This is a genomic window from Streptosporangium sp. NPDC000396, assembly GCF_042898655.1.
Taxonomy (GTDB): domain Bacteria; phylum Actinomycetota; class Actinomycetes; order Streptosporangiales; family Streptosporangiaceae; genus Streptosporangium.
Genome location: NZ_JBIAZA010000028.1, coordinates 51,040 through 64,144 on the forward strand (window position 1 = coordinate 51,040; position 13,105 = coordinate 64,144).

Annotated in this window: 9 protein-coding genes; 3 read left to right on the forward strand and 6 right to left on the reverse strand. The window is 69.3% G+C overall.

Annotation, left to right across the window (positions count from 1 at the left end; all coding sequences use genetic code 11):
- Positions 1 to 63: 63 nt before the first annotated feature.
- The 4 genes from ACFY2X_RS35280 to ACFY2X_RS35295 all read right to left on the reverse strand — a co-directional run bounded on the left by ACFY2X_RS35280 (position 64) and on the right by ACFY2X_RS35295 (position 5,183).
- Positions 64 to 945 carry a carbohydrate ABC transporter permease gene (locus ACFY2X_RS35280; RefSeq protein WP_389947205.1) on the reverse strand — a complete coding sequence of 294 codons (882 nt, stop codon included), beginning with the start codon at positions 943 to 945 and terminating at the stop codon, positions 64 to 66.
- Positions 942 to 2,474, reverse strand: a complete 1,533-nt coding sequence (locus ACFY2X_RS35285; RefSeq protein WP_389947207.1) for an ABC transporter permease subunit — start codon at positions 2,472 to 2,474, stop codon at positions 942 to 944. The genes ACFY2X_RS35280 and ACFY2X_RS35285 overlap by 4 nt, the downstream gene beginning before the upstream one ends.
- 12 nt (positions 2,475 to 2,486) lie before the next feature.
- Entirely contained in the window at positions 2,487 to 3,812 is a 1,326-nt protein-coding gene (locus ACFY2X_RS35290) for an ABC transporter substrate-binding protein (RefSeq protein ID WP_389947209.1), read from the reverse strand.
- A gap of 114 nt (positions 3,813 to 3,926) precedes the next feature.
- Positions 3,927 to 5,183 carry an ABC transporter substrate-binding protein gene (locus ACFY2X_RS35295; protein ID WP_389947211.1) on the reverse strand — a complete coding sequence of 419 codons (1,257 nt, stop codon included), beginning with the start codon at positions 5,181 to 5,183 and terminating at the stop codon, positions 3,927 to 3,929.
- A 132-nt stretch (positions 5,184 to 5,315) separates the two neighbouring features.
- On the opposite strand from ACFY2X_RS35295, the gene ACFY2X_RS35300 reads away from it, so the two are divergent.
- The 3 genes from ACFY2X_RS35300 to ACFY2X_RS35310 are packed head-to-tail and all read left to right on the forward strand — an operon-like array spanning position 5,316 to position 8,910.
- Positions 5,316 to 5,822, forward strand: coding sequence for a PadR family transcriptional regulator (locus tag ACFY2X_RS35300; protein ID WP_389947213.1), 507 nt, complete (start codon positions 5,316 to 5,318; stop codon positions 5,820 to 5,822).
- Complete coding sequence (locus ACFY2X_RS35305; RefSeq protein WP_389947214.1) at positions 5,819 to 6,565, forward strand: ABC transporter ATP-binding protein; 747 nt, start codon at positions 5,819 to 5,821, stop codon at positions 6,563 to 6,565. The genes ACFY2X_RS35300 and ACFY2X_RS35305 overlap by 4 nt, the downstream gene beginning before the upstream one ends.
- On the forward strand, positions 6,562 to 8,910 hold the full coding sequence (locus tag ACFY2X_RS35310; protein WP_389947215.1) for an ABC transporter permease: 2,349 nt from the start codon (positions 6,562 to 6,564) through the stop codon (positions 8,908 to 8,910). Before ACFY2X_RS35305 ends, ACFY2X_RS35310 begins: the two co-directional genes overlap by 4 nt.
- A gap of 215 nt (positions 8,911 to 9,125) precedes the next feature.
- On the opposite strand, the gene treS is transcribed toward ACFY2X_RS35310, so the two are convergent.
- Both treS and ACFY2X_RS35320 read right to left on the reverse strand, forming a co-directional pair.
- Complete coding sequence (gene treS / locus ACFY2X_RS35315; RefSeq protein ID WP_389947217.1) at positions 9,126 to 10,814, reverse strand: maltose alpha-D-glucosyltransferase; 1,689 nt, start codon at positions 10,812 to 10,814, stop codon at positions 9,126 to 9,128.
- Between the two features lie 631 nt (positions 10,815 to 11,445).
- The gene (locus ACFY2X_RS35320; protein WP_389947219.1) at positions 11,446 to 13,104 is read right to left on the reverse strand and encodes an asparagine synthetase B family protein; all 1,659 of its coding nucleotides are present in this window, start codon (positions 13,102 to 13,104) and stop codon (positions 11,446 to 11,448) included.
- Between the last annotated feature and the right edge of the window lies 1 nt (position 13,105).

Here is a 13,105-nt window from a genome sequence, read left to right on the forward strand (position 1 = left end):
AGGTTTGAGATCCGGTACGGCTGGCACCAGAAATCCGTGCAAGCCGTACCGGACCTGCCCCCTTTATTTCACCGAACCGGCCATCATGCCCTGGACGAAGTACCGCTGGAAGGCGAAGAACAGGACCAGCGGGATGAGCAAGGACAGGAAGGCGCCCGGCGCCAGGATGTCGATGTTGGTTCCGAACTGCCGCATCTGAGACTGCAAGGCCTTGGTCATCGGCTGGTTCTCGGTGTTGGCGAAGACCAGGGCGACGAGCAGGTCGTTCCAGACCCAGAGGAACTGGAAGATTCCGAGCGAGGCGACCGCGGGCTTGGCCAGCGGGAACACCACGGTCGAGAAGATCTTCCACTCGCCCGCGCCGTCCATCCGGGCCGCTTCGAGCAGCGAGCGGGGGATGCCCGCGAAGAAGTTACGGAGCAGGAAGATGGCGAAGGGGAGCCCGAAGGCGACGTGGAAGAGCACCACGCCGGAGATGGAGCCGAAGATCCCGACGGCGCCGTAGAGCTTCGCGATCGGGATCAGCGCGATCTGGATCGGCACCACCAGCAGGCCCACCACCACCAGGAACAGCCCGTCCCTGCCGGGGAACTCCATCCAGGCGAACGCGTAGGCCGCCATGGCCGCGATGCCGATCACCAGGACGGTCGTGGGCACCGTGATGAGGACGGTGTTCCAGAACGACGAGGTGAACCCGGTGGCCAGCAGGTCCGCGTAGCTCTTGAGGGTCAGCTCGGCGGGCTTGGTGAAGACCGTCCACCAGCCGCTGGAGTTGTTGGCCGTCTCGTCGCGGATCGAGACCACGAACAGGCCGAGGGTGGGGACCAGCCAGAAAACGCCGATCAGCACCATCAGTGCCTGGATCAGGCCACCGCCGATCCGGTCCACGACCCGGCTGAGAACGTTGCGAGGCGGGGCGCCCGCGCCGATAGTGGAGGTTGTCACTGGTTGTCCCTCCTGAACCGGCGGATGTTGAGAATCATGAACGGCAGGACGAGGATCAGCAGGAAGATGGCCAGCGCGCTGCCCAGCCCATGGTTGTTGCTGCCGAACGCGACGCGCCACATCTCCAGCGCGATCACGTTGGCCTGTGGCTGCACCGACCCCGGTGCGATGACGAAGACCAGGTCGAAGACCTTCAGCGTGTTGATGATCATCGTGACGAACACGACGAGCAGCACGGGGGAGAGCAGCGGGACGGTGATCTTACGGAAGACCTGCCATTCGGTGGCGCCGTCGATGCGGGCCGCCTCCAGCGCGTCGCGCGGGATGGCCGCGAGGCCGGCCGCGATCAGCACCATGGAGAACCCGGCCCACACCCAGATGAACGCCCCGATGACCGCCGGGGTGATCAGTGTCGGGCCGAGCCAGGGGATTCCGTTGAAGGCCGCCTCGAAGTTCGACTGCGGCAGCCGTACCACGTAGTCGCCCGGAGCCAGCCCGGCGAAGCGGAAGGTGCCGTCGGCCTCGGTGGTGGCGGTGGCCTTGACGGCGCCGTTCTGCACCGCCTCGACCGTCACCCCGGCCAGGGCCTTCTCGGTGCCGTCCACCTGATTGAGCGCGCCGCCGCCGCCCTGGGTGAAGTCCACCCACACGGTCCCGGCCAGCTCGCCGGGCCCCGGCTGGACGGCCTTGGCCGTGGAGGCCGACGCGAGGGTCTCGGGCTTGACGCCCACCAGCGGGATGAGTACGGCCTGCCCGGGTTTGGCGGGCTGCTTGGTCACCACCGCGCCCTGCTGGGCGGCGACCGGGGCCTTCTCGTTGTCCCTGGGCCGGGCGTCCGGGTAGCCCTGGTGGGTACCGAAGAGGTCCTGGACCGAGGTGATCACGGCGTTGGCCACGCCCCGGTCCGGGTCCTGCTCGTACACCAGGCGGAAGATGACGCCGGAGGCCATCAGGGAGACCGCCATCGGCATGAACACGATCAGCTTGAACGCGGTCGCCCAGCGGATCCGCTCGGTCAGCACCGCGAAGATCAGACCCATCACGGTGACCAGGGCGGGGGCCACCACGACCCAGATCAGGTTGTTCCTGATCGTGGTCAGGGTGGAGGCGTCGCTGAAGATCGCGGCGTAGTTGTCCACACCGACGAAGGTGTTCCCGGTGCTGTCGTAGAAGCTCCGGAAGATCGAGTAGATGATCGGGTAGATCACCATCGAGCCGAGCAGGACCATTCCCGGCAGCAGGAACCAGATCGCCATTCGCGGCGGAGGTCCCAGCCGGGAGGGCCCGCCAGAGGCCGTCGCGACCGCTGCGGCCGTCGCGCTTTCCGGCGAGGATGAGACCGTCTCGGCGTTCGCGCCCGGCCGGGTGGATGGAGGTGTCTCGGCGTCCGTAGACGCCGGGGGTGGGGGTGGGGGCTCGTCGTTCAGGTCGGTGGAAGCCCCATGGGAGTCGTCCGGTCCGGAGGAGGACCCGCGGGCGGCGTCACCGCCGCCGCGCGGGCTCTGCGGGCCGTCGAACCTGTCGGTCACGGCCTCTCTCCTTTACTTCCAGGCCTTCTTGGCCTCGTCCTCAAGCTTGTTCTGGATGTCCTTGATCTTGGACGGGTCGCGCACGAAGTCCTGCAGGAGCTTCCACTCGCCCTTGCCGTCGGTGCCGCCGAAGGCGCTGGGCGCGAGGTCGGACATGTCGTAGCGGACGGCGTCACCGGCGGAGATGATCGTCTGGGCGAGCTTCTTGGTCAGCTCGGACGGGTAGTTGTCAGGCGAGACGTTGCGGTTGGGGGAGAGGTATCCGGGGAGCTTGGCCCAGACCTCGCCGCCCTCCTTGGAGGCGAGGAACTCCAGCAGCGCCATCGCGCCCTTGGAGTCCTTCAGCGCCACCGCGATGTCGCCGCCCAGCACGACCGGCTCGGTGCCACCGGCCTTCGGGAACGGGAAGTACTTGGCCTCCTCGCCGAGCTTGGCGCCGGACTCCTCGGCGGTGGTGCCCACGAAGTCCGCCTCGATGACCATCGCCGACTTGTCCTGGCCGTAGACCTGGGTCACGCAGGTCGGGAAGTCGGTCTGCAGGGCGCCGGCCGAGCCGCCGAGCAGGAACTCCTTCTTGCCGACCAGCTGGGCGATCTTCTCCAGGGCGGTGGTCACGCTGGGGTCGGTCCACGGGATCTCGTGCTTGGAGAGCTTGGTGTAGTTCTCCGGGCCCGCGCTGGACAGGTAGACGTTCTCGAACAGGTCGGTCAGGGTCCAGCCGGACGCGCCGCACAGGGAGAAGGCGGGGGTGCCGGAGTCGGCGATCGTCTGGGCGGTCTTGACGAGGTCGTCCCAGGTGGCCGGCTGCTGCGCCCCGGCGTCCTGGAAGGCCTTGTCGCGGTACCAGATGAGCGACTTGTGGGCCGCCTTCACCAGCACGCCGTAGGCCTGGCCGTCGGCGGAGCCCAGCTCCTTCCAATACGGGGTGTAGTTGTCGTCGATCTGCTTGAGGACCTCGGGGGTGAGCGGCTTGAGCGCCTTCTGGTCGGCGTACTGCTTGACCAGGCCCGGCTGGGGCAGGATCGCGATGTCCGGCGGGTTCTTGCCCTGGATGCGGGGGCCGAGGTAGGCGCCGGTGTCCTCACCGGTGGAGGCGTAGGTGACCTTGGCGCCGGTCTTGGCCTCGAAGGCCTTGAGCACTTCCTGGAAGTTGGTCTGCTCGGGGCCGGTCCACTTGGCGGCGACCTCGATGGTCACGCCTTCGAGCGTCTTGGCCGCCGGGGGCGCGCTCTCGCCCGCTCCGGCCTTGGGGGTGGCGGAGTCGGATGCCTGACCGCTGCACGCGGCGAGGGCGAGGGCGAGCCCCGCCGTCGTCGCTGTGATGATGGACTTACGCATGCTGAACAGACCTCCTGCGCGGCCGGGGCCGCCGAGATTCAGATAGAGGGGGGTTGACGGATCAGCTCGGACCGAGAGCGGGGATGACGACTCACCGGGGGGATCGCCCCCGGGTTACTGAGCCCGGATGATCTCGTTGAGCTGCCCCTTCATGGAGGCGACGATGTCGTCGCCGGCCTCCTTGAAGGGTGGGGTGAGAGCGTTGGAGACCGCACTGGCGATCACCAGGCTCACCTGGTTGTAGTTGGCACTGGCCGGTCTGGGCCGAGCGGAGAGGATGCTCTGCTTGAGGACCGGCAAGTAGGGGAAACGCTTGATCAGGCCGGGGTCGTCGTACAGCTCGGCCCACACGGGTGGGAACGAGCCGTCGACGAGCACCCGTCGCTGGTTCTCCAGGCTGGTGAAGTAGCGGATGAACTCCGCCGCCGACTTCTGCCGCTTGGAGTAGGCGCTGAGCGCGAGGTTGGTCCCGCCCAGCGAGCTGGAGCCCGGGCCGTTCAGCCCGGGCAGCCGGGTCACCCCGAACTTCTTGGCGACCGCCGAGGTGGTGGCCGGGCCGTACGCGTGCGGCCAGTTGCGGGCGAAGGCCAGGCGGCCCTCCTGGAAGGCCAGCCGCGACTCCTCCTCCTTGAAGGAGAGCGACTCCCGGGGGATCCATCCCTCGCGGAATCCTCCGACCAGGAAGTCGAGGCCGGTCTTGGCCTTGGCCGCGTCCATGGTCACCTGCGTGCCGTCCTGGCTGAGGATCTGCCCGCCGGCCGACTGCACGGCCTCGGTGAAGTTGACGGTCAGCCCCTCGTAGGCCAGGAACTGGCCCGCGTAGCCACCGATGCCGTACTTGTCGTGCAGCGCGCGGGCCTGCTCACGCAGCTCCGCCCAGGTCTTGGGCGGCTTGAAGCCCTGCTTGGCGAGCAGGTCCTTGCGGTAGTAGAGCAGCCCGGCGTTGCTGGTGTACGGCACCGCCCAGAGCTTGCCGCGGTAGACGGCGGTGTCCACCACCGGTGGCAGGAACCGGTCCAGCGGGAACATGCCGCGTTCGAGCGGCACGATCCAGCCGGCGTCGGCGAACTCCGCCGTCCAGACCACGTCGAGGCCGAGCACGTCGTAGCGATCGCTCTTGGCCTGAAGGTTGGCGACCATCTGCGCGCGCTGCTCGTCGGCCGCCTCGGGCAGTTCGAGGAGGGTGGCGCGCTCGGCCGGGTGGGCCTCGTTCCACCGATCGAGCAGCGGTTGCAGATAGCCGGTCGTGTCACGCCCCGTCACGAGGGTGAACGGGCCGGTCCCGCTCGAACGCTCGGCATCCTGCGTGACGGCTCCCGAGCAACTCGCCGTGACGAGCACGGCGAGCGCCACAGGGAGCAGACGGCGCATCGGTTGCCTCCGTATTTCAGGGCGGTTACATACGTGTTAGGTAGATGCATGCATGTTATGCACAGCGTTAATGTGGACGTCAACGGATAGTCCCGTAACGCTCAGGTAACGAGCACGTCGAGGAGGTGGGGCGTGAGGCAGTCGCTGTTGGCGCTCCTCGCGAAAGAACCTGCCCACGGATACGAGCTGAAACAGGCGCTTGAGCAAATCTTTGGCAGCGCCTACCCGTCGCCGAACATCGGGCAGATCTACGTCACGCTCGGCCGGCTGGAAAAAGACGGGCTGGTGCGTGCTGTGGATGTCGAACAGTCCAACCGTCCGAACAAGAAGGTGTACTATCTGACCGCCGCAGGCCGGGAGGCCCTCGACGTGTGGGTGGACGAGCCCACCGAGGGGCCGCGGGTCCGGGACGAGTTCTTCATGAAGCTCGTGCTGGCCCCGATGACCGGCATCGCGGACCGGATGGCGTTGATCAACCGCCAGCGCCGCCACTACCTTGCGCTCATGCGCGACCTGAACGAACTCGCCGAGCGAACCGATCGGGACAATCGCGTCGCGCTCCTGTTGATCGAGGGAGCCATGCTGCACCTGCAGGCCGACCTCGACTGGCTCGAACGCTGCCAGGAGGACCTGTCGTGAGTTCACCCCCCATCGTCAACACGGTCAATCTCGTCAAGATCTACCAGAACGGCGGGGTGCCGGTGCCCGCCGTTCGAGGGGTGGACCTGCGGGTGGAGCCGGGGGAGTTCGTCGCGATCATGGGGCCGTCGGGGTCGGGCAAGTCGACGCTGGTCCACATGCTCGGCGGCCTGGACGCCCGGACCAGCGGCGAGATCTGGCTGGACGGCGCGCGGGTCGACACGCTGAACGAGAGCGCCTGGGCGCTCCTGCGCAGGCAGAAGATCGGTTTCGTCTTCCAGTTCTTCAACCTGGTCGCCAACATGACCGTGGCCGACAACGTCGAACTGCCCGCGCTGCTGGCGGGAGCCTCCACACGGGAGGCTCGCGAACGCCGGGAATACCTCCTGGGCGAGCTCGGCCTGACCGACCGCGCCGACGCGGCCCCCGCCCAGCTCGCCGGCGGTGAGCAGCAGCGGGTCGCGCTGGCCAGGGCCCTGGCCAACAAGCCGAGCCTGCTGCTCGCCGACGAGCCCACCGGCAACCTCGACAGCCGCAACACCCGCGACGTCCTGCGCCTGCTCGGCGAGGTCCACCGCGACGGCCAGACCGTCATCCTCGTCACCCACGACGCCCGGGTGGCGAGCCTGGCCGACCGCGTGATCTCCCTGCTCGACGGCGAGATCGTCGACGACGGCGCCATCGGCGTGAGCCGCCGCCGTCCCAGGACCTCCGCGGGCGACGTCGTCGAGCTGAGGGGGTGACCGGTGCGCGCCGCCTCCCACCCGAGCCCGAAGCCGAGACCGGGCCGCAGAGCGGGGTCCCGGACGTGAGCACGGCCAAGGCCTCGGCCAGATGGATCCGGGCCGACCTGAAAGCGCGGCGGGGGCAGGCGCTGCTGACGGTGCTCGCGGTGGCGGGGATCGTCGCGGCGCTGATCACCTCGGCGACGCTCCTCGAAGACGGGACCAACCCGTGGCGGGGACTGTTCGCCGAGTCCAGGGGCGCACACGTGTGGATCCACACCAAGGACGCCCCGGACGTGGCCGCGCTGTCCCGGCTCCACGGCGTGGTCGAGGTGGCCGGGCCGTACCGGACGGCGCCCGTGATGCTCACGCTGGAGGGCAAGAAGTCACCCGTGGCGCTGCGCGGGATGCTGGATCGGCTCCCCTCGGTGGCGACCCCGCTGGTCCGCCAGGGCCGGTGGCTGAGTTCCGGTGAAACCGACGGTGTCGTCGTCGAGAGCTCTTTCGCCGAGGCGCTCGGCCTGCGGGTGGGCGGTGCCTTCCCCGTCACCGCGCTCAACGGCGCCTCGCACCCGCTGACCGTGGTCGGCCTGGCCGACACCGCCGACCAGGGCTTCTATCCCGAGTGGACTCCTGGCCTGGCCTGGACCACGACCTCCATCCTCGACAGGATCGAGCCCGCGCTCGGCCGCAGCGAATCGGTCACCGGGCTGCGGCTCGCCGACGGGGAAGACACGCTTCCGGTCGTGCACGGGGCCGTCACCCTGCTGGACGAGCAACTCCAGCGCATGTCCACCTGGCGCGAGGTCCGCGCCTCCATGGAGCTGGACAACCGGCTGCTCGGCCTGCTGCTCGCGCTGTTCGGCATCGCCGGTCTGGTCGCCGCCGCGCTGGCCATCGCCAACGCGGTGGGCGGCCGCGTGCTCGCCCAGACACGTGACCTCGCCACCCTCAAGTCGCTCGGCTACACCCGCGGCCAGATCTTCGGCCTGCTCGTGCTGGAGCACGGCGCGCTCGGTCTGCTCGGCATCGTGATCGGGCTGGTCTGCGGGCAGGTGGCCGCCTCGTTCGCGCTGGACGGCGTGCCGATCCTGCCGCTCTCGCCGGTCCCGCTGCTCGCGATCACCGCCGGAACCGCCGTGGTGGTCCTCGTCGCCGTGGCCCTGCCCGCCTGGCGCGGGAGCCGGACGCCGCCGATCCCCGCGGTCCCCGCCGCGCCGCCGAGGGGCCGTCTGTCGCGGATGGCCCGGCTCGCCCTCCTCGTACGGCTGCCGCCCGCCCTCGTCCTGGGCACCCGTGACGCCTTCACCAGACGCGTCCCCGCGTTCCTGAGCATCTTCGGCCTCGCCATACCGATGATGATGATCACGATCGGCCTGGGGTGCTGGGCGACCCTGGACGACTTCCTGCGCCACCCCGAACAGGTGGGCCAGGCGGCGGCGCTCACGGTCCACCCCGACAAGCTTCCCGCCGAGGACGCCGCGCGGATCGCCCGGGCCGACCCGGAGGTGGCGGCCATCTACCCGGGCAGTGAGGTCTCCGCGCTGGAGCCGGAGCAGACCAGAAGCGTGCTGGCCCGCGCGCTGGGCACCTCCGCCGAGCCGTACCCCTTCTCGGTGGTGGAGGGGCGGCTGTTCGCCGCCCGGGGCGAGGCCGTGGCCGGTCAGGGGCTGCTCGACCTGCTGGGGGTGAAGATCGGCGACCGGGTGCGGGTGACGGTCGGCGGCACGCCGCTGATCGTGCACATCGTGGGCCGCGTGGTGGAGCCCGACCAGGACGGGGAGGTGCTCTCCTTCGGGATGGACACCCTGGCCCCCAAGGATGCGGTGCCGCCCCAGTTCTACAGCCTGGTGCTCAAGCCGGGAGCCGACCCGGCCGCGGTCCGCGCCCGGCTGCTGGCCGCCTCGAATGAGGAGCTGGAGGTCCACCGGGTGGTCAACCCGGCGGAACGGCTCGCGATCATCCGTGTGGTGATCGTGGCGCTGGTCGTCGTGCTCTCGCTGCTCGGCCTGGCCAACCTGCTGACCGCGAGTGCCCTCGGCCTGCGCGACCACGCGCTGGATCTGGCGGTGCTCAAGGCGATGGGCCTCACCCCGAGGCAGGTGGCCGCGACACTGGTCACCGGCACCGGCCTGCTCGTCGTGCTGGGCGTGGTCGCGGGCACCGCGGCCGGGGCCTCGCTGGTCGGCGGCCTGATCGACCTGCAGGGCCACACCAGCGGCGTCGGCGCAGGCATCGGCCGTACCCCCTCGTTCCTGACCCTGGCCGTCGCCGTGTTCACGGCGATCGGCGCGGCCCTGCTGGTGGCGTTGATCCCCGCCCGCAAGGCGGCCCGCGCCCAGATCCCGGTAACGGCCAGATAGGCGTCTTCCCGGGAGGCCGATCGGGCTCAGCGGGTGAACCCGGACCCGGTAGCGCCCCGGGCCACCGGGAGGCATGACAGCGAAGACTACATGTCATGACATAGTTAGATCTGCTGGGATTGATGATCTATAGATCGCCGATCCCAGCAGATCATGAAAAATCGCGGGGCCGCTCACTCGTGAGCGACCCCGGACCACCTGACCGCCGAAAAGGGTCAGTGCTTGGTGAGGGAGAACCAATAGAAGCCGTGACCCGGCAGGGTCAGCAGGTAGGGCAGGCTGCCCACCTGCGGGAACGGGACTCCGCCCCGGGCCTCGACCGGCGTCATGCCCTCGAAGCGCTGCAGGTCCAGCTCCACCGGCTGCGGGTACTTCGACAGGTTGTTGACGCACAGCATCACGTCGTCCCCGTCCTCGCGGACGTAGGACAGCACGGCGGGGTTGCTGGACCACAGCTCGTTGTAGATGCCGGTGCCGAAGACCGGGTGGTTGCGGCGGATCTCCAGCATCCTCTTGGTGAAGTGGAGCAGGGACGCCGGGTTCTTCTGCTGGGCCTCCACGTTGACCGCCTGGAATCCGTAGATCGGGTCCATGACGGCCGGGAGGTAGAGGCGGCCCGGGTCGGCCTGGGAGAACCCGGCGTTGCGGTCCGGGCTCCACTGCATCGGCGTACGGACCGCGTCGCGGTCCTCCAGCCAGATGTTGTCGCCCATGCCGATCTCGTCGCCGTAGTACATGACCGGCGAGCCGGGCAGCGACAGCAGCAGCGCGGTGAACAGCTCGATCTGGTCGCGGTCGTTGTCCAGCAGCGGGGCCAGGCGGCGCCGGATGCCCAGGTAGGCCCGCATACGCGGGTCCTTGGCATACTCGGCGTGCATGTAGTCGCGCTCCTCTTCGGTGACCGTCTCCAGGGTCAGCTCGTCGTGGTTGCGCAGGAAGATGCCCCACTGGGCGGTCTCGGGGAGCTTCGGCGTCCGCGACATGATCTCGGAGATCGGCTCGCGGGTGCCCCGCCGCACGGCCATGAAGATGCGCGGCATGAGCGGGAAGTGGAAGGCCATGTGGCACTCGTCGCCGCCGACGGACGGGTCGCCGAAGTACTCCACCACGTCCTCGGGCCAGCCGTTGGCCTCGGCCAGCAGCACCCGGTCCGGGTAGAGACGGTCCACCTCGGCGCGGACCTTCTTCAGGTACGCGTGGGTCTCCGGCAGGCCGGAGCAGTTCGTGCCCTCGCGCTCGAAGAGGTACGGCACGGCGTCCAGGCGGAAGCCGTCGATGCCCAGGTCCATCCAGAACCGCAGGACCTCCAGCATGGCCTCCTGGACCGCCGGGTTCTCGTAGTTCAGGTCCGGCTGGTGGTGGAAGAAGCGGTGCCAGTAGTACTGCTTGCGGACCGGGTCGTAGGTCCAGTTGGACTCCTCGGCGCCGATGAAGATGATCGGCGCGTCGGGGTATCCGGTGGGCTCGTCGGCCCAGACGTAGAAGTCGCCGTAGGGGCCCTCGGGGTCGTGCCGCGAGGCCTGGAACCACGGGTGCTTGTCGCTGGTGTGGTTCATCACCAGGTCGGTGATGATGCGGATGCCACGCGCGTGCGCCGACTCGACGAGCTGCACGAAGTCCCCGAGGTCACCGAAGTCCGGCAGGATCTTCATGTAGTCGGCGATGTCGTAGCCGCCGTCGCGCAGCGGCGACTCGTAGAGGGGGAGCAACCACAGGCAGTCGACGCCGAGCCACTCGAGGTAGTCCAGCTTCTCGATCAGACCGCGCAGGTCTCCGGTGCCGTCCCCGTTGGAGTCCTTGAACCCCCGGACCAGCACCTCATAGAAAACGGCGCGCTTGTACCACTGGGGGTCCGCCGAGACGAAGTCCTCGGGGACGGACTCGTGGTGGGGGGATGCGTTCATCGTGTTCTCGCTCACAGTGAGAAAGGGCAGGACGAAGTCACCGGTTTGCCCGGCTGATGATTTTGGTGACCGCGCTGGCGGGAGCCGTCATCCCCACGAGCTCCATGCCCCCGGCGGACCGAATTTGTGATTCGGTGCCATCCGTTGTGGCGCTTTCTGCGCCGAACACTACCAGCCGTACGAGCGTGGCCAAGCCCGTCAAACGGGCCATCTCGCCCCGGCGCCGCGAAATCCCCGTAACCATCGCGCCATCCGCTCGTAATCGCCGTGTCACGTACCGCTCTTTTTTGCAAAACGCGCCCCGCGCCACGGCGCTGACCTCGGCTTATGCCGGAAGATTCGCCGGGGTGCACCCCGCGCGGCGGACCCGTGGATCACGCCTTCGAAGGATCCGGATTCCTGCCCGGCCGTACGGCCGTCGGACCGTTTCGAGCGCCTCTCGGAAGCCGCGCCGACCGTCGGCGGCGGCACCCGCCTGAAGCCTTGAGAATTGTGAGGCGGATGAGCCGCGAGTCTCGCCGCGCGACGCCGTTCAAGCTCGTATGCCGCAGGGTCGGCCTGCGCCCGCTCCATGGCCTTACGCCATGGCGAGATCGGGCGGGTGCTCAACCTGGTCGCCGAGGGGGACGGGTCAGGCCCAGGGTGGGGTGAGGTCGGGGAGACGGTCCTCGTAGTCGCCGAGCCAGGCGCCGAACAGCACCAGGCTCCGCACCCAGAACCGGTCGTTCCAGCCGTTGAAGCGCGCCAGGGCGTCCGGGCCCTCGGCGACCACGCCGTGAAGCTGCTCCGACAGCAGCGAGGGCACGGTGGCCGCGACCCGGGTCAGCATCCGGTGGCCGTACTCCCGCGCGGGCGCCGCGGCCGAGCGCAGCGGGACCCGCTGGAGCGGCTGCTTGACCACGTTGGTGGAGGGCAGCGCGGCGACGCGCGCGTTGGCCGCGTACAGGACCTCCCGGTAGAACCGCCCCTTGTCCTTGCGGGCCACGCCCACGGAGAGCGCGGCGTCGAAGAAGTCCGGGTGCATGAACGGCGCCACGAACGACACCTCGGGGCCGACCAGGTTGACCGGGGAGCGGGCGATGCCCCGGGCGGTCCGGGTGTGCAGGACCGACAGCGGCAGCTCGGCCCGGTGGCCGTTGAGCATCGAGGTCGCCTGGGTGAAGGACGCGCCGACCGAGGCGGTGATCCAGGCGGAGGCCTGCTCGGACAGGAACGGCACCGACGGGGTGCCGAGTGCCAGGGAGCCGAGCAGCGCCGCCTTCCGCTCGGCCTGCGAGGACGCCTCCAGAGCTGCCCCGCTGACCATGAAGTTCTTCAGCAGCGGTCCCCCGGCCAGCCCGTCCACCAGCGTCCGGCCCGCCTTGTGGACCTCGCGGGCGAACGGGGTGTACCAGGCGTGGTGCGGGGTGAGGAATTCCAGCCGGCGTGCGACGGCCAGCGCGTCGTCAGGGTAGGCGGAGGGGTCCTGGGCGATCACGCGGTGCCGTACGCCCAGCTCGCGGGTTATCGCGCGGGCGAAGGCGATGTCGGTGTCGGTGCCGTCGTCCGGGCTCGTCGTCCAGGATTCCACGTCGGCGCCCCGGGCCACCGCGACCGAGCACAGCAGACGCGAGTCGTAGCCGCCGCTGACCGGCACGAGCAGCGGGCGCCCGTCGAACTCCTTGTAGACCTCGTGCAGGATCTCCAGGATCTCCCCGGCCGTCCGCCCCGCCTCGAACGGCTCCTCACGCAGCCACCTGGGCAGTCTCCGCTCCGTCGTGATCCGCCCCGACGCCCGGTCGAAGACCAGCGCGCTGGCCCCGGCCAGCCGCCTGACCTGGACGTAGGGGGTGTCGTCGCGAAGGGGGAAGGTCAGCTGGATGATCGACGCCCAGGCGTCCCAGTTGATCTCGTACGGCGTGCGCGCGATGGCCAGCAGCGGCTCCAGCAGGGAGGAGAAATAGACCGCCCGGTCCCGGAACAGGTAGTAGACGTCCACCAGGCCGAGCCCGCCGGCGTGCAGCGCGATCCGGTCCCCGTCGTCGATCAGGCCGGGTGTCTCGAACTCCTCCGCCACGCTGATCCACGTCGACGCCTTGGCCGGCTTGCGCTCTCCCCAGGCGAACGCCCAGGTCCGGTCGTCGCGCTGGTAGGGCGGCAACGGCGAGGAGCTGAACAGGGCCGCCTCGGGCGCCCGCAGCGCGGGCCTCACCCGGGGCCCGGCGTCCTGCAGGGCCGAAAGGACGTCCTCGTCGAGGTGTCCGATGCCGCCGCAGACGTACGGTCTCACATTGAACGTCGGCCACTGCACC

Coding starts and splice junctions, on each gene's coding strand:
- treS (WP_389947217.1), bottom strand. CDS start 10,814: ATGAACGCATCCCCCCACCACGAGTCCGTCCCCGAGGACTTCGTCTCG.
- ACFY2X_RS35290 (WP_389947209.1), bottom strand. CDS start 3,812: ATGCGTAAGTCCATCATCACAGCGACGACGGCGGGGCTCGCCCTCGCC.
- ACFY2X_RS35295 (WP_389947211.1), bottom strand. CDS start 5,183: ATGCGCCGTCTGCTCCCTGTGGCGCTCGCCGTGCTCGTCACGGCGAGT.